The organism is Mesorhizobium sp. M1E.F.Ca.ET.045.02.1.1 (assembly GCF_003952485.1).
Taxonomy (GTDB): Bacteria; Pseudomonadota; Alphaproteobacteria; order Rhizobiales; family Rhizobiaceae; genus Mesorhizobium.
On sequence record NZ_CP034447.1, the window covers coordinates 3,495,781 to 3,512,604 of the forward strand.

At 61.7% G+C, this 16,824-nt stretch carries 16 protein-coding genes; 8 read left to right on the forward strand and 8 right to left on the reverse strand.

From position 1 onward, the window contains the following. Window positions 1-12 precede the first annotated feature (12 nt). Window positions 13-372 (forward strand): tRNA-binding protein, encoded by a 360-nt coding sequence (locus EJ070_RS16915; RefSeq protein ID WP_126092389.1) that lies wholly within the window; start codon window positions 13-15, stop codon window positions 370-372. Between the two features lie 109 nt (window positions 373-481). On the opposite strand, the gene EJ070_RS16920 is transcribed toward EJ070_RS16915, so the two are convergent. The 5 genes from EJ070_RS16920 to EJ070_RS16940 form a co-directional block, all read right to left on the reverse strand. Then, on the reverse strand, window positions 482-1,420 hold the full coding sequence (locus tag EJ070_RS16920) for a hypothetical protein (protein WP_245464904.1): 939 nt from the start codon (window positions 1,418-1,420) through the stop codon (window positions 482-484). A gap of 579 nt (window positions 1,421-1,999) precedes the next feature. Beyond that, window positions 2,000-3,022: a glycosyltransferase family 1 protein gene (locus EJ070_RS16925; RefSeq protein WP_126092391.1), complete on the reverse strand. Its 1,023-nt coding sequence runs from the start codon at window positions 3,020-3,022 to the stop codon at window positions 2,000-2,002. Window positions 3,023-3,277: 255 nt separating this feature from the next. Further along, entirely contained in the window at window positions 3,278-4,690 is a 1,413-nt protein-coding gene (locus EJ070_RS16930; protein WP_126092392.1) for an ATP-binding protein, read from the reverse strand. Window positions 4,691-4,822: 132 nt separating this feature from the next. Next, the gene (locus EJ070_RS16935; protein WP_126092393.1) at window positions 4,823-5,542 is read right to left on the reverse strand and encodes a response regulator transcription factor; all 720 of its coding nucleotides are present in this window, start codon (window positions 5,540-5,542) and stop codon (window positions 4,823-4,825) included. Further along, window positions 5,529-6,062 carry a MarR family transcriptional regulator gene (locus tag EJ070_RS16940; RefSeq protein WP_126092394.1) on the reverse strand — a complete coding sequence of 178 codons (534 nt, stop codon included), beginning with the start codon at window positions 6,060-6,062 and terminating at the stop codon, window positions 5,529-5,531. The genes EJ070_RS16935 and EJ070_RS16940 overlap by 14 nt, the downstream gene beginning before the upstream one ends. Window positions 6,063-6,319: 257 nt before the next feature. Here EJ070_RS16940 and EJ070_RS16945 point away from each other — a divergent pair, with 257 nt between their 5' ends. The 5 genes from EJ070_RS16945 (at window position 6,320) to EJ070_RS16965 (ending at window position 12,476) form a co-directional block, all read left to right on the forward strand. After that, window positions 6,320-7,213, forward strand: coding sequence for a branched-chain amino acid aminotransferase (locus EJ070_RS16945; RefSeq protein WP_126092395.1), 894 nt, complete (start codon window positions 6,320-6,322; stop codon window positions 7,211-7,213). Window positions 7,214-7,359: 146 nt separating this feature from the next. Continuing rightward, window positions 7,360-7,677: a hypothetical protein gene (locus tag EJ070_RS16950; RefSeq protein WP_126059777.1), complete on the forward strand. Its 318-nt coding sequence runs from the start codon at window positions 7,360-7,362 to the stop codon at window positions 7,675-7,677. 25 nt (window positions 7,678-7,702) lie between these two features. Continuing rightward, window positions 7,703-7,921, forward strand: a complete 219-nt coding sequence (locus EJ070_RS16955) for a hypothetical protein (protein WP_126092396.1) — start codon at window positions 7,703-7,705, stop codon at window positions 7,919-7,921. A gap of 266 nt (window positions 7,922-8,187) precedes the next feature. After that, a complete protein-coding gene (locus EJ070_RS16960; RefSeq protein ID WP_189350554.1) occupies window positions 8,188-11,505 on the forward strand; it encodes an AAA family ATPase in 3,318 nt (1,105 codons plus the stop codon). A gap of 329 nt (window positions 11,506-11,834) precedes the next feature. Further along, window positions 11,835-12,476 (forward strand): MBL fold metallo-hydrolase, encoded by a 642-nt coding sequence (locus tag EJ070_RS16965; protein WP_126092398.1) that lies wholly within the window; start codon window positions 11,835-11,837, stop codon window positions 12,474-12,476. 125 nt (window positions 12,477-12,601) lie between these two features. On the opposite strand, the gene EJ070_RS16970 is transcribed toward EJ070_RS16965, so the two are convergent. The 3 genes from EJ070_RS16970 to EJ070_RS16980 form a co-directional block, all read right to left on the reverse strand. After that, window positions 12,602-13,012, reverse strand: coding sequence for a BA14K family protein (locus EJ070_RS16970; protein ID WP_126092399.1), 411 nt, complete (start codon window positions 13,010-13,012; stop codon window positions 12,602-12,604). Between the two features lie 196 nt (window positions 13,013-13,208). Further along, entirely contained in the window at window positions 13,209-13,421 is a 213-nt protein-coding gene (locus tag EJ070_RS16975) for a cold-shock protein (protein ID WP_006202521.1), read from the reverse strand. Between the two features lie 239 nt (window positions 13,422-13,660). Next, window positions 13,661-13,873 carry a cold-shock protein gene (locus EJ070_RS16980; RefSeq protein WP_006202520.1) on the reverse strand — a complete coding sequence of 71 codons (213 nt, stop codon included), beginning with the start codon at window positions 13,871-13,873 and terminating at the stop codon, window positions 13,661-13,663. Window positions 13,874-14,420: 547 nt separating this feature from the next. Here EJ070_RS16980 and EJ070_RS16985 point away from each other — a divergent pair. Then, entirely contained in the window at window positions 14,421-14,831 is a 411-nt protein-coding gene (locus tag EJ070_RS16985) for a Kazal-type serine protease inhibitor domain-containing protein (RefSeq protein WP_126092400.1), read from the forward strand. Between the two features lie 188 nt (window positions 14,832-15,019). After that, a complete protein-coding gene (locus EJ070_RS16990) occupies window positions 15,020-16,654 on the forward strand; it encodes a tetratricopeptide repeat-containing sulfotransferase family protein (protein ID WP_126092401.1) in 1,635 nt (544 codons plus the stop codon). The last annotated feature ends 170 nt before the right edge of the window (window positions 16,655-16,824 follow it).

The window sequence follows — 16,824 nt, forward strand, 5'->3', positions numbered from 1 at the left end:
CAGACGCCAGCGATGAGTTCCAGCAGCGGGCGCAAGCCCGAGATCAGCTTCGCCGATTTCGACCGTGTCGATATCCGTGCCGGCACGATCGTCGAGGCCGAGCCATTTCCGGAGGCGCGCAAGCCGGCGTTCAAGCTGAAGATCGATTTCGGCCCGGCCATCGGGGTGAAGAAGTCATCGGCCCAGATCACCAAATACTACGCTCCGGAAACGCTGATCGGCCGGCAGGTCTTCGCGGTGGTGAATTTTCCGCCGCGCCAGATTGGCCCCTTCATGTCGGAAGTGCTGACGCTGGGCTTTCCCGACGAGGAAGGAGCCGTGGTGCTCGGCGCCATCGAGCGCAAGGTCCCGGACGGCGGGCGACTGTTCTAAAATTGGCGAGCAGGCTGCCGTCATCCGCAGTTGTCTGCGCTGCAGCCGGCGGATTGATCAAACTCGACCTCGCCGAGCGCAGCGCCGCCAGGAGGCCCGGGCAGGCGCATCATAGCGCCGCTGCAGCCGGCCGGATTGAGGCGATGGCTGCGGGCCGAAATGCGCCCAAAATGGTTCCGACCGTTGCGGCTGAGAGCACCAGATGGAGGACGTCGAACGGCCAGGCGAGTCCGAAATGCAACAGCATGAGGCTCAAGAAGGAAGGCGGCGCGGCATCCGCGGGGATCAGGATCAGGCCTGCGGCCAGGACCAGCCCATATTTGAGCATGGCAACTATTGCGAGAACGATGAGCATTATGGCGACGAAACGCAGGTGATTGCCGTGGAGCGCACGCCAGCACCCGATTGGATCAAACGATCCCGTCCAGAGAAAATCGCCGACAAACAGATATGTCCAGGCAAGCACGAAACCGCCCGCGAACAGGTTGAAGACTCCCATCGCCGACACCCAGGGCGTGATGTCCTCAGGACTGAGCGGCAGGTCATGTGTGGCCAGCAGGCCGGCGACGAGCAGTCTGTGCTCGCCGGCGACCGCAAAGCCGCTAAGAAGCTGGACGGCCGCGAGAAGCAACGCAGCCAAGAGAATCCGCTGGCTAAGCTCAAAGCGTATGCCCGGGATAGCGAAGCGTCTAGTACTTTCAATGCCGCGCCGAACAACGACACGGCCATGCTCGGGCGCGTTTGCCATGTGATCCAGAACGAATGCAAAGACCATCGCTGAGAACGGCGCGGCAACAATCGCGGAAAGCCAAGTCCTGGAGTCAAAGCCACGCGATAGAAGCCAGGCGGGCACCTGCTCCGGATCGGCAAAAAGAACAAGCGCAAGCGCCGCCAGACAGAGCGCCGTCAGAAAGCAGGGAAACCAGGCGGCCACGAAGAGCGGCCAGGCATTCGCACGGCAATAGCCGAGCACCCTCGCAACGGTCTTGCCGATGCGCAAGAGGCGACGCGTTGGCAATACGGCAGGCAACTCGTCCAGCGTTGACATCGGCGTCAATCCCGCAGCGAACTACACATGCAGAATAATGCACTGCAATTAACTATAGCGCAAGCTCTCGCTAGGCGGCGTGTTACCTAGCTAGGCTTCCGTATCCTTTCTGTGTCGCCAAAAATATATAAAACTGACGAAAACAATATTATAAAGAGACTTCTTTCATCCGCAAGAATGCCAATCCCGAGAATTAAGTAAGATATTATCTGATATACAAAAGACATAACCAGGTTTTTAAAATTCCCCCTCTTGTCCCAAGTAGATATCATGCAAATCAATATCACTAAAACAGGCAAAATCAACAATAGCCAGTGATTGGTGCGAATGGAATAGGCAATAAAATAAATCAAAGATGCTATTAAAAGCGCCGCCACCTTCCAACGAAAATTATTAATTGCAAGGAGGGCAGGCAAGCGCAGCTCCATCTAGAGACGGTGTAAAGCGGAGAAAATCTAAACCTTCGGCCCCCAAATTGAAAATGAAATCATCGGTATTGGTGTACAAAAGACTCAAAGAGGCAGTGGGATTGATTTAAGGGAAACGTCGCCGGCGGCACAGGTATGTGAAGGGGCCCTATCAGGCGGCCAGCTTGCGCGGCATCCCCAACGCTTCCTCGACGGCGTCGAGGAACATTTCGGCGCAGGCCTTCCAGCTGTAGCGCATGGCGCGCTGGCGCGCCTCAGCGCGGTCGATCTGAAGCGCCTTGAGCGCGGCCTCGCCTAGGTCCTCGGACACGGCTCCGCCGCCGCCGTCACCAACGATATCGATCGGTCCGGTCACCGGGTAGGCGGCCACCGGCGTGCCGCTGGCCAAAGCCTCGATGATGACGTTGCCGAAGGTGTCGGTGCGGCTTGGAAAGACGAAGACGTCGGCCGATGCGTAGATTTCCGCCAGCTCGTCGTTCGGGCGATGACCGAGGAAATGCACCATTGGATAGCGGGCCTTGAGCTTCGCCAGCTCCGGCCCTTCACCGACGACCACCTTGCTGCCGGGAAGATCGAGATCAAGGAAGGCCGTCAGGTTCTTTTCGATCGCGACGCGGCCAACGCAGAGGAAGACGGGGTGGGGGAAGCTCGTGTCCTTGCGCTTGTCCGGCCGGAAATGATCGGTGTCGACGCCGCGCGTCCAGGGGCGCAGCTTGTTGAAGCCGCGCGCTGCGAGGTCGTCCGAAAGCGATTGGGTGGCGACAAGCGTGCCCTGTCCGGAATTGTGGAAGTCGCGCAGCCAGTTATAGGCCCAGCCCTCCGGCACCGGCAGGCGGGCGCTGAGATATTCGGGAAAACGCGTGTGGTAGCTGGTGGTGAAGGGGCGGCCGGCCTTGCGGCAGTAGCGGCGCGCCATGATACCCAGAGGCCCTTCGGTGACGATGTGGATGTGGTCAGCCTTGCGTGCATCGATCAGCCGCGCGACATGGCCGGGAGTTGTCAACGCCAGCCGAATGTCCGGATAGGTCGGCAGCGGCAAGGTGCGGAAGATGTTCGGCGTCAGGAAATCGACCTCAACGTCGAAGGATTTCAGCGTCTCGGCAAGCCGCTCCAGCGTGTGGACCACGCCGTTGATCTGCGGCCGCCATGCATCGGTGACCATCAGGATGCGCATGACGATCCTTCGCAGAGATTCATGAGCGCGCCGGCACGGTGGCGAAACGGCAGCCAGGCAGCGGCTCGCGCTTCGCTCCAGCGCACCCTAGCAGGCGCGGGATCGAAGCGGGGCGGCAGTGCCGAATCGGTAAGGGTCGCACGCTTCATGCGCGCTCTTGACCATGATTTCATGACGGGCGGATGAACCCGCAATTTTGATTGAGCATGATCTAACCCGAAAACCGGGTTCCACTTTACGGGATCATGCTCCGATCTAGGCTGGAACCTTGATCACGGCGCGCAGGCCGCCGAGCGGGCTGTCTTCGAGGCTGATGTCGCCGCCATGGCTGCGGGCGATATCGCGGGCGATCGACAGGCCGAGGCCGGTGCCGCTGGCATCGAGGTTGCGCGCCTCGTCGAGCCGCAGGAATGGCTTGAACACTTCTTCGCGCTTGTCGGGCGCGATGCCCGGGCCGTCGTCGTCGATGGTGACGGTGAGCGAGCCGCGGCCGTGGTTGGCATCGACCTTTACGGTCTTGGCATAGCGGAAGGCGTTGCCGATGACGTTGGACAGCAGCCTGGCAAAGGCGTTCGGCCGCACATGCACGGCCGGATCGCCGGTCAAGGTCGTGGACAGCTTGCATTTGCGCAGCTGCGCTTCCTCGCCAAGCTTCTGTAAATAGGTCTCAAGATCAAAGCGGCCGGTGTCTTCAGCAGCCTCGCCGCGGGCAAAGGCAAGATAACCTTCCAGCATCGACTGCATGTCGTCGATATCCTGGTTGAGCGCGGCCTTGGTCTCGGCCTTGCCGCCGGCCAGCGCCAACTGCAGCTTGAAGCGGGTGAGGATGGTTCGAAGATCGTGGCTGACGCCGGTCAGCATGGCGGTGCGCTGTTCGATCTGGCGCTCGATGCGCTCGCGCATCTGGATGAAGGCGAAGCCGGCGCGGCGCACTTCCTCCGCGCCGCGCGGACGGAAATCGCGCGGCATCGGCCGGCCCTTGCCGAAGCTCTCAGCAGCCTCGGCGAGCGTCAGGATCGGCCTTATCTGGTTGCGCAGGAAGGGAATGGCGATCATCAACAGCACCAGCGAGGTGCCGACCATCCAGATCAGGAAGATATGGGTGTTCGAGGCGTAGGCCTGGCTGCGGCGCACGAAGACGCGCAAGACCTTGCCTTCGAGCTGGACGCGAACCTCGACGACGTTGGAGTTGCCGACCGTGTCGATCCAGAAGGGGCGGTTGATCTGCCTGGTGATCTCCGACGACAGGGCCGTGTCGAGGATGGAGAAGAACGGCTTCGGCCCGGGGGGCGGCAGCGGATCGGGCGGGAGCAGATCGACCTTGAGCTGCATGCGGTCCTGAGCGATGCGGATGACATTGGCGTAATCGGCGTCGTGCGGGTAGGTCTCCATCATGTCGATGATGGCGGCGATGTCGGCGATGGTCGCCTGCGACAGGCGCTGGGTGACCGTCTGCCAGTGGCGCTCCATGAAGACGAAGGCGACGACCGACTGGAGAAGGATCATCGGCGCGATGACGATGATGAGGGAGCGGGCATAGAGCCGCTTCGGCATGTAGAGCGCGACCAGGCGCCAGAACCGGTTCCAGGCGCGCGGCATCGCCTTCAGCGTCCGCATCGCGAGATCGCCGATGCCGCCATCCTTCTTTTCCAGTTGCGTGGTCGCCATTCGCCCTTCCGCTCGTCGATGGCCGTTCAGCAAAGGGCCGCAAGCGCGCCCTACCTGGCGCGCTTCGCTTCTTTGGTGCATGTCGTATCCCAAAACCGCTGCCCACTTTAGGGCGACACGCACTGGAACAGTTTATTCCACGCTGAGCCGATACCCAATACCGCGCACTGTCTGCAGCCACACCGGGTTGGACGGATCGCGTTCGATCTTGCGGCGCAGCCGGTTGATCTGGACATCGATGGTCCGCTCGCCGACATCCGATTCATCGCCGACGAGCTCATGGCGAGGTATTGTCTCGCCCGCGCGCGCGGCGAAGATTGCCAGGATCTCCTGCTCGCGGTCGGTCAGCTTCAGCGCCTCGCCGCCACGCTTCAGTTCGCGCTTGGCGATCTGGAACGTGTAGGGGCCGAAGACGAGCTGCTCGACCTTCGGCGTTGCCGCCGGCCCGCCGCGGCGCAGGATATTGTTGATGCGCAGGATGAGCTCACGCGGGTCGAAGGGCTTCGGCAGATAGTCGTCGGCGCCGGCCTCCAGCCCGGTGATGCGGCTGTCGGTTTCCGACAGCGCCGTCAGCATCAGGATCGGCACGTTCTTCTCGGCGCGCAGCGCCTTGGTGAGGTCGACGCCGGTTTCGCCAGGCATCATGACATCGAGCACCAGCAGGTCGAAGTCGAGCCCCGCGAGCTTGCGCCGCGCCTCGCTGGAATTACCGGCGACGGTGACGCGAAAGCCATTCTCGGACAGGTATTGCTTGAGCAGATTGCGGATGCGGGTGTCGTCATCGACCACCAGCAGATGCGGCGCGTCATCGTCGGGCATTGCCGGATGATCAACCTTTTCAGTGGTCTCCATTTCTTTTCCCCGATGTTTGCGCAGGCACAATGTTGATCTGCGCTCTTAGTTCCGGATCGACCATCGCCTCCAGGAAACGTTCGATCGAGGCACGTCCGGCGGCTCCGGAATCCTCCAATGCAGCACGGATGCGGCGCGACTGTGGCCGTGCCAGCGCCAGTGCCAACGCGCGGCCCTTGGCCGTCGGGTAGAGTTCGCGTTGCCGGCGGTCGCGCGGACCTTGCAACTGCACGATATGGTCGGTGTCGATCAACTGCTTCAATACCCGCGCCAGGCTCTGCTTGGTGATCTTCAGCACATCGAGCAGTTCGGCAACCGTCAACCCAGGCCTGCGATTGACGAAATGCAGCACGCGATGATGGGCGCGGCCGAAGCCGTAATCGGCAAGGATCTGGTCGGGATCGGAGGTGAAGTCGCGATAGGCGAAGAAAAACAACTCGATGATGGCAAAATCGATGCCGTCCTCATCGGTGATCGCCGTCCTGATCGGTTTTCCGGCTGCGGGGCTTCGATCCGTCATCATTTCTCCATGCAAAGCGGGATTATGTCAGTACTGTTGACGTAATTTCCCGGCAATGATAATTTTTGACAAGCTTTTCGGCGGATTGCGAACGAAAAGGCAAGCGGAAGCCGTTTTTCCGGAACTTCCTAAGTTTGCCATGAATTAAATATCCGCCTACGCTTCCAAGCACTGGCGGCGGTTCAGACCCCATGCGCGGCTGACGCGAACGCTATATGACGCAACGATTTGCGGGCGCCCGCCCGCGGGAGGTTTCCATGGCATCCGTTCCTTTCGATCAACTGGACGGTTTCATCTGGATGAACGGCGAGTTCGTCAAATGGGCCGACGCCAAGATCCATGTTTTGACCCACGGCCTGCATTATGCCAGCGCCGTCTTCGAGGGCGAGCGCGCCTATGGCGGCCAGATCTTCAAGCTGACCGAGCACAATGAGCGCCTGCATGAATCGGCGCGCCTGCTCGGCTTCAAGATCCCCTTTTCGGTCGCGGAGATCGACGAGGCCTGCCGCACGCTCCTGAAGAAGCAGGGTTTCCAGGACGCCTATGTGCGTCCGATCGCCTGGCGCGGCAGCGAGCAGATGGGCGTCTCGGCGCAGAACAACCGCATCAACTGTGCCATCGCCATCTGGCAATGGCCGAGCTATTTCGATCCCGCGCAAAAGCTGAAGGGCATCCGCCTCGACGTCGCCGAATGGCGCCGGCCCGACCCGCGCACCGCGCCGTCCAAGTCCAAGGCGGCCGGCCTCTACATGATCTGCACGCTGTCCAAGCACGCCGCCGAGGCCAAGGGCTGCGCAGACGCCATGATGCTCGACTGGCGCGGCCAGGTGGCGGAAGCCACCGGCGCCAACATCTTCTTCGTCAAGGACGGCAAGGTCCATACGCCCACGCCCGATTGTTTCCTCGACGGCATCACCCGCCGCACGGTGATCGGCCTGGCCAAGGACCGTGGTTTCGAGGTGATCGAGCGCGCCATCATGCCGGAAGATCTCGAAGGCTTCGAGCAGTGCTTCCTCACCGGCACGGCCGCCGAAGTCACGCCGGTTTCGGAGATCGGTCCGTACCGATTCGAGGTCGGCGAGATCGCAAAGACCTTGATGAATGACTATTCTGCTGCAGTGCAACCAAAGCATGCCATCGCCGCAGAATAGCGATAGTCACAGCTTTTTTGTCCTATAGGGGCGGTTTTCGGGCCGCCCCTTTTATTTAAGCGGCCGCGCATTTGACTTTGGAGCAATTAGGCGTCTCATGATGGCGTCGGCCCGAGGAGGCTGGCGGCTATGGAGGGACTAGGTACATGGATACGAACACGCTCGTCGCTATCGTTATTCAGGTCATTACGGGTGTCATCGGCGGTCAGGCCGTCGGCGCGGCGTTGAAACAGGCGGCACTGGGTCAGCTTCCCAAAATCCTCGGTGGCGCCATCGGCGGCGTCGGCGGCGCGGCCATTCTCGGCAGCCTGCTCGGCGGCGGCACGGTCGATCCGGCGGCGGCCGCGGCGGCAGCGGGCGGACTGGGCAGCGCGCTGAACGTACAGAACATCGTCGGCGGCGCCGGCGGCGGCGCCATCCTGACCGCCATCATCGGCGCGGTCATGGGTGCGATGAAGAAATAGGTCAGGCACCTTTCGAGCCTGCGCCATGGGCGGCTGCGGCCGCCCATTCTTTTTCAATCATTTTCTGGCGGCTGCGGCCGCCCATTCTTTTTCAATCATTTTCTGGCGGCTACGGCCGCCCATTTCTTTCGAGGATCGCCAGGGCGGTTCACCGTTTCACGGAAACGGCAAACCGCCCTATCTTGTTGTATTGACGCAATTCCGGACGGAAAACCGTTTCACACTTTTCCTGGAATTGCTCTAGTGGTGAAAATCTGACGCTTGGTACCGGAGTCGAAATACCGGTTTCGACCCCAAGGAAAAGTCGTCACCCAAAGCTGATGATTGTTCATTGGGAGCGTATCGTCCGCCTCGCGTCCACAGGCCGTCATCGCGCCGCGATGAGAATGGCGGACGCGGCCAATCCACCACTCTCCCGAGCGAACCTTCGTCTTCCGAGTCTGAAGCAATTCCCATGCGTCTGAGCTAATATGACGCGGCGGGCCGAATTCAGTGTTTGGAGAAGGTGTCGTGGACATTGCCGCTTGGTTGCGACTTCTCGGGCTGGAACAATACGAGCAGACGTTTCGCGACAACGCCATTGACGCTGAAGTTCTGACCGAGTTGACCGAGGCCGACCTAGAGAAGCTGGGTATACTGCTCGGTCATCGCAAGCGGCTCCTCAAAGCAATCGTGGAACTGGAGGCGTCCACAAACAGCTCGAGGTCGGTTCAACCCAACGCGGCGGAGCCCATCGCCGAGCGCCGACAGCTGACCGTCATGTTCGCTGATCTCGTCGGCTCGACGGCGCTGGCGACACGTCTGGATCCCGAGGACCTGCGTGACATCATCGGAGCGTATCACCGCTGTGTCGCCGATACGGTCGCGCGCTTCGGCGGCTTCGTCGCCAAGTACATGGGCGATGGCGTGTTGGTGTATTTCGGTTACCCGCAGGCGCACGAGAACGACGCGGAACAGGCGGTGCGGGCGGGCCTTGCGCTCGTCGGTGCTGTCAGGCTGCTTCAGCAGTCCGAGCCATTGCGGATTCGCGTCGGCATCGCCACCGGTCAGGTGATCGTCGGCGATCTGATCAGTTCAGGCGAAGGGCAGGAGCGCGGCGTCGTGGGCGAGACGCCGAACCTTGCCGCCAGACTGCAAGTTCTTGCTGAACCCGACTCGGTCGTGATCGGGCGGCAAACGCGGCATCTGGTCGGCGATCTTTTCGAATACCGCGATCTTGGCGCAGTCGAGGTGAAAGGTTTTCCGGAGCCGATCCACGCCTATCAAGTGGTTGGCGAGAGTAGCATCGAAAGCCGGTTCGAGGCGCTGCACGGGGCGGCGCCCACGCCGCTGGTGGGGCGTGAGGAAGAGGTCGACCTGCTGCAGCGCCACTGGCATCGCGCGAAAAGTGGTGAAGGTCGCGTGGTACTGCTCTCCGGCGAGCCCGGCATCGGAAAGTCGCGCCTCACCGTCACCTTGCAGGAGCGGATCCAGAATGAGCCGCACACCCGCTTGCGCTATTTCTGTTCGCCGCATCATCAAGACAGCGCGCTCCACCCGATCATTGCGCAGCTGGAACGTGCCGCCGGGTTGGAGCGCGACGACCCGCCTGAGAGGAAGCTGGAAAAGCTTGCGGTCCTGCTTGCCCCGGCCTCGCCGGAGGACGTGTCCCAGCTGGCCGAACTGCTGTCGTTGCCGACCGAAGGCCGCTTCCCGCCTCTCCAACTGACGCCCCAGCGGAAGAAAGAGAAAATCTTCGATGCGCTGCTCCGGCAGCTCGAAGACTTGGCGGGACGAGGTCCGGTGCTGATGCTCTTCGAGGATGTACACTGGATCGACCCCAGCTCGCGCGAGCTGCTCGAGCTGGTCATCGAACGGGTGCCGCGCCTGCCAGTGCTCCTTCTCCTCACCTTTCGCCCCGAGTTTCAACCGCCGTGGACTGGGCAGGCGCACGTCACGGTTCTTGTCCTCAATCGGCTCGACCGTCGTGAAGGCGCCTCGCTGGTCCAGCGGGTCGTCGGCACCGGAGAGCTGCCGAGCGACATTGTCGCGGAGATCATCGAGCGCACGGATGGGGTGCCACTGTTCGTCGAGGAGCTGACCAAGGCGGTGTTGGAGGGCCGTAACGCGAGGACAGTGCTCGCAAGAGCTGCTGCGACGGCGTTGAACGTACCCGCCACGCTGCATGCCTCGCTGATGGCGCGGCTCGATCGCCTCGGCTCAGCCGTTAAGGAGGTCGCACAGGTCGGCGCGGTTCTCGGCCGGGAGTTCTCCTACGAATTGCTGGCAGCGGTCGCACAGCGGAACGCCGCTGAGCTAAACGGCGCGCTGGATCAACTCGTCGGCGCCGGTCTGGTGTTCTGCCGCGGAACGCGCCCACTGGCCACTTATCTCTTCAAGCATGCGCTCGTTCAGGATGCAGCGTATGGCACGCTGCTGCGCGCCAAGCGCCAGGAGCTACACAAGCGGGTCGCAGACGTGCTGGAGGAAAAGTGGCCCGAGATCACCGAAGCGCAACCCGAGTTCCTCGCGCACCATCTTCAGGAAGCGGGGGATTGGGCGGGCGCGGTCGATCACTGGCAAAAGGCGGGAGGGGCCGCCCTGGCCAGAGCGGCTACTCGGGAAGCCGTGTCGCACTTTGCCAGTGCTATTGACTGCAGCAGGAGACTTGGCGACGTCTCCGGCGGCGCCGAACGGGTGACACGTCTCCACCTTGCGATGGCCAATGCCTTGATGCAGGCAGAAGGGTATCGTTCTGAGCGCCTTGGGAAGACGCTTGAAGATGCACGTCTTGCAGCCGCGAAGACTGCATCGGTCGAACTGCAATGTGACGTTGCACTTTCACTCGCTCCATTTTTTTATGCCGCTGGGCGCAATCAAGATTACCTGACCCTGGCCGAAGAGCAGCTCGCAAACTGTGCCGATCTCCTTCCAACGGCCCATCTGAGTGGTCTTTGGGCAACAAAGGGGATCGCTCATTCCAACCGGGGAGAAGAGCCGCTGGCAGCGGAGGCCTTGCGCAAGGCCTTAGATCTGATTGATCGGGTTGACCCAAGTCATCGTATTTCGTTCGCCGGTGCGGATCAACGTGTCTCTGCCCAAGCATATTTCAGCGAATCGCTGATCATATTGGGTTTCTTTGATGCTGCAGTCGAAGAGAAAGAGCGCCTGATGCGCAACTTTGACCAGCTCGATAAGCCTTTCGACCTCGCGTGGCATCTTCTCGTGCAGTGCCAATTGTGCGCGCTGCTCGGTCAATACGAGGAACTACTCGATAACGCTAGGAAGATCGTCGAGATTTGCGAGCGTCATGGCTACACGGCGCGTCGAAGCAGCGGCATTAGGTGGCGTGGCCATGCCCGCTCGCATCTAGGAGAACTGGACGCCGGTATCGATGACGTCCGAGAGAGCATGGTTCTTTGGCGTGCGCAGGGCGTCGTATTTCATACCCCTGAGAAAACATGCGCGCTTTGTGATCTACTCCTGCGGGCCGGTCGCATCGAAGAGGCATCGCAGATGCTTGATGATGTCAATTCCCTCGTTTTCGATACAGACGAAGCGAGTTACCTTGCAGAATGCATCCGGCTTCGTGGCCAAATCGCCGCGGGCAGAGGTGACCTGGCGGGTGCCGCGCGCCTATTCGAAACAGCGATTGCTACTGCCCGTCGGCAGCAAGCGAGACTCTTCGAGCTTCGCGCCACAACGCAACTGGCACCAGTTCTGGCACGACAAGGTCGTGTCCATGAGGCGGCGACGGGTCTGCAAGCGGTAGTCCAAGCATTTGACACAAGATATCCAATCGTCGACCTCGTCGCCGCACAAAGGGAGCTAGGCACGTTGGGCCGTTGAGCTCGCATCGCCTACCTTCGGCTCCGACAGTAGTTTGCGTCGACTCGATCCAAATTGCTTGGCTCGTTGCCGCGCCCAAGACGACGCTCGTCCGGTTCGATCGGAACGTCACTAAAGGGTTGAGATGAGACGTTCACGTTTGTAGCGGCGTGGCTCTGAACATGGCGCTGGTTGCTCGTTCCGGTCAATTAGACGTACGACAAGAAACCACCCAAAACGGAAGTCTGTCTCGGGTACCAAGCGTCAGACTTTCACCACTAGCTCCGGCTGGACGGTGGACGCCGCTCGCCGCGCTGTCTACATCAGGGCGACACTTCGAAAGGAAAGACATGGGTCAACTCAATGCCGGCATCGTGCCGGTCACGCCCTTCCAGCAGAACTGCACCATCCTCTTCGACATGGACGACAGGAACGGTGTCGTCGTCGATCCCGGCGGCGATATCGACAAGATACTGGCGGTTCTCAAGGACAACGCCATCACGGCGCAGGCGATCTGGATCACGCATGGCCACATCGACCACGCCGGCGGCGCGATGGAACTGAAGGACGCGCTCGGCATCGACATCATCGGTCCGCATGAGGCCGATCGGCCGCTGCTGGCCAATCTCGAGAACCAGGCCAGACGTTTCGGACTTACCGACCCTGTGCGCAATTGCGTGCCGGACCGTTTCCTCAGCGAAGGCGATACGGTCTCGTTCGGCGAGCATGTGTTCGAGGTGCTGCATTGTCCGGGGCATGCGCCGGGCCATGTCGTCTACTACAACCGCGCGGCCAAGTTTGCCCATGTCGGTGATGTGCTGTTTCGCGGCTCGATCGGCCGCACCGATCTGCCCGGAGGCGATCACGCCGCGCTGATCGCCTCGATAAAGCAGAAGCTTCTGCCGCTCGGCGACGATATCGGCTTCATCTGCGGCCACGGTCCGGGTGGCCGCTTCGGCGAGGAGCGCCGGACCAACCCATTTTTGGTCTGACCTGCCTCCAAAAGAAAAGCGCCGCTGAGAGGCGGCGCTTTGCTCGGGGCAGGGAACCCTAAGAGTCTGTTTAGACGCAATTCCGAACGGAAAACCGCTTCACACTTTTCCTGGAATTGCTCCGGTCAGTTGGCGACGCAGAAATGCTGCTCGCCGTCATTGCCGGTGAAGGTGCCGGTGCGCGAGTTGAAGGTGCGGTAGCGGTCCGAGCAGTACTCGTACCAGTCACGGGTCCACGGCTCGGCATAGCGGTCGGCGTAGACGACGCGCGGCTGAACGTAATACCGGCGAACAGGCCGGTCGACATAATAGCCGTCATCATAGGCTGGATCGTAATATCTCGGCCCGGGGTTGCTGAGCGCGCTACCGATCAGGGCGCCCGCCGCGAGGCCGACAACGCCGGCGGCGAGGGCGTCGCCGCCATGATGACGATGGTGGCGCCAGCGCCAGTCGTCGGCATTGGCCGCCGAGAAGGTGGCCAAAGTGGTCGCGGCAATGCCCGCGGTCAGGATGGCGGTCTTGAGAAATCGGTTCATTTTCGGTCTCCTTCGCGCCGGCCCGCGTATTTTTTCAGGGGATGCGGGGTCGGCTTTAGCAAAGGTTAATAGGAGACCGTGGCTGAACGGAGGCTGAACAGAATTGGGCGAACGGTTTCGCGGCTCGAACACAATTCCGAGCTCTGCGGGAGAGGTCCCGCCTGCTCAGCCTCCGTCGGATCTGTCTTGAGCCGGCTTAGCCGATCGACAGATTGACGGCCTTCGGACCCTTGCCGCGCTTGTCCGGCTCGGTGTCGAATGTCACTTTCTGCCCATCCTCAAGACCGGGAAGGCCCGACGCCTGCACGGCCGAAATATGGACGAAGACATCCTTCGCGCCATCGTCGGGCGTGATGAAGCCGAAGCCCTTGGCATGGTTGAAGAATTTGACGGTGCCGGTCTGCGGCATGGGAAGCTCCTTTGATCCCATCAAGTCAGTCTCGGGCCGGCAAACTGCCCGAGAGGAAATTTGTCCTTTATTTTAGCGCTATCGGCAAGAGAAAGTTTTGGCCTGCCAATCCCGCCATTTTGCCGGACAAAAAAGGGCGCGACGGTTCCGTCGCGCCCTCGAAAACTCAAGCTTCCTGCGAAGCCCATTCATGATCCTGCCGCGCCGTTCATCAGCAGAACACAGGCAGCTTTGCCCGCTCAGGCCGCGCGCAGGTTGACCGCCTTCGGGCCCTTGCCCATGCGGTCCGGCTCGACGTCGAAGGTGACCTTCTGACCGTCGACGAGCGTGCGCAGGCCGGAGGCCTCGATCGCGGAGATGTGGACGAACACATCCTTGGCGCCGCCGTCAGGCGTGATGAAGCCGAAGCCTTTGGTGGCGTTGAAGAACTTTACGGTGCCGGTCTGGGCCATTGGGGAAACTCCTTCACCCGTATCAGTCTTATGGCTCGCCCGATGCCTTCGCGCCTTGGGCAAGCCCCGGTGGTTGCTTCGGCAGTCATGCATTCGCGCATGGTTAAACCCCCCGCCGAAATACGGGGCCGTCAGAGATTCACACTTATCGGGGAAAGGTCGTCCAAAACGTGCCGCTCTCCGGGTCGTAAATGCCCGAACACAAAATTTATTACACGGAAACGTGATGGTTGCAAGACAGCGCCGCGGGCGGCCCTTGGCGCGCCCAACGCGAGGGCATCGATAGACCCGGGGTCATGACCGGTCATCGGCCAGAAAAGAGCCAGGCATGGGCCAGTGCGGGAGCCGGTCGGCAAGAGGACAATCCACAAGCCGGGGTTGCGTTCGGGTCCAAAATGGCGAGGATTGCGCGAGTAGACGCGGCCGCGCCTAGAACGGTTCGCCGTTTCCGGAAACGGCGAACCGTTCTTTGTTTTTACCCAATTCCGGACGGAAAACCGTTTCCACTTTTCCTGGAATTGCTCCAGCGAGGATCGGAGAGGAACCCATGCGATTTCTTGCGGCAATCGTTTCGCGGCAGGGCTTTGTCGCCCTGCTTCTGTCGGCATTGCTGGCGGCCTGTACCGTGGTGGTCGACGAAGGCCCCCGTCCACGCCCGTCAAGGCCGCATCCGCAACTCTGCACCATGCAGTACGAGCCGGTCTGCGCGCGCCGCGGCGGCGACCGCCAGACCTTCGCCAATGCCTGCCTGGCCGAGAGGGCAGGGTATCGCATCGTGCGCGAAGGTCCTTGCCGGGATGGTGGCGGTGGCAGCGGCGCTGGAGGCGGCGAGCAGACCTTCTGCACCCGCGAATACGCTCCGGTTTGCGCCAGGCGCTACGGCGAGGTGCGTACCTTCCCGAATGCATGCGAGGCCCGCGCGGCGGACTACCGCATCATCGGCGACGGGCCGTGCTAGCAAGGTCGGGTTTGCATTCCGCGTTGCGGGCAATCCACCGGAGCGCTACCCATACCCTTGAATCTCCCGTCCGCTTGGCTTAGGTCCGGCGGGCGGACAAACACGGCAGGTTTCCCATTAACAGAGATCAGAGAAGTGCGGCGGGCGCGAGTGGCAAGGCCGGTTCGGCGAGCCCGCTCGATCCTTATGTGCAAAAGGCGCTGCAACTGCACCAGACGGGGCGCCGCCAGGAGGCGGAGTCGCTCTACCGGCGGGTGCTGGGGCAGCAGCCGAACCACGCCGCCGCACTGCATTTCCTCGGACTCCTGCTGCATCAGACCGGCCGCAGCGAGGAAGGGCTCGATCTCATCGAGCAGTCGGTGACGCTGCAGCCCCGGAATGCCGATTTCCTCAACAATATGGGCACGGTGATGCGCGACCTCGGCCGTATCGCCGCCGCTGTCGATTTCTTCCGTGGCGCGGTGGACATCCGTCCGGACCAATTGGCGGCGCGTGACAATCTCGGGTCGTCGCTGAAGCAGCTCGGCCAGTTCGAGGGCGCCGAGGAGATCTACCGCGGCACGATCGGCCGCAACCCGTTCCATGTCCGCGCCCGCATCGGCCTTGCCGAAACGCTGCAGGAAGCCGGGCGGCTGGACGAGGCGATTGCTCTCTTCCGCGAGTCGCTGTCGATCCGGCCCAAGGATGCGGAGCTGCTCTATGGGCTCGGCGTCGCCATGATGGAGAAGGGCAAGCTCGCCGAGGCCGCCGATCTTGCCCGCCAGGCGGTTGCGATCGCTCCCGCCATGGCAAAGGCCTGGCTTTTGCTGACGCAGATCAAGCGCCAGACTGAGCGCGACCCCGAGCTTGCGGGGATGGAAGCCGAGCATGCCAAGGCGCCAAAGGACAGCCTTGCGCGCATGCAGCTTTCCTTCGGCCTCGGCAAGGCCAATGACGATCTGAAGGACTATGGCCGCGCCTTCGACTATTTCGCAGAGGGCAACGCGATCCGCCGCAAGGGCATCGACTACGATCCGGTGAGGACGCGCGACGAGTTCGAGGCCATGAAGGCGGTCTTCGACGAGGCCTTCTTCGAGAAACACAAGCCGAGCGACATTGCCGACGATACGCCGATCTTCGTCGTCGGCATGCCGCGCTCCGGCACGACGCTGGTCGAGCAGATCATCGCCAGCCATCCCCAAGTCTTTGGCGCGGGCGAGCTCAGCATCCTGAAGACGGCGGTCGGCAAGCAGTTTCCGATGAACATGCCTGGCGGCTTTCCCCGGGGGATAGCCGGCATGCCGGACAAGGCCTTCGCCGAGGCGGGCCAAGCCTATCTCGATATGCTGCACAGCCGCTATCCGGGCTTCCGGCATGTCACCGACAAGATGCCGGGCAACTTCCTTCTGGTCGGCTTCCTTCACATGATGCTGCCGAAGGCGAAGATCGTGCACTGCGCGCGCGACGCGGCCGCCACGTGCCTGTCGATCTTCAAGGTGCATTTCCGCGGCGACAGCCACCGCTACGGCTACGATCTCGGCGAGCTCGCCGATTTCTATAACCTCTATACGGACATCATGGCGCATTGGCACAAGGTGCTGCCGGGCGTCGTGCACGATGTGCGCTATGAGGATTTCGTCACCGACCAGGAGGGGCAGACAAGGGCGCTGATGGCGCATCTCGGCCTGCCCTGGGACGACAAGGTGCTGTCTTTCCACGAAACCGACCGCCCCGTGCGGACGGCGTCCGCCGCGCAGGTGCGCCAGCCGATGTATCAAGGCTCGGTCGATCTGTGGAAGCGCTATGGCGATAGGCTGAAGCCGCTGCTCGATAGGCTGAATTAGCACACTGTTCTCCGGTTGGCCGAAGCCCTCTCAGCTTCGTCATCCACGGGCGGAGCAGCCGCGGAGCGGCGTCGCGAAGACCCGAGGATCCATGCCGTGACCTTTGTCGAAAGGTGCGGCGGAGCAGAATTCTTCAACCGTTTCAACGCCTTAACGTCACGGCATGGATC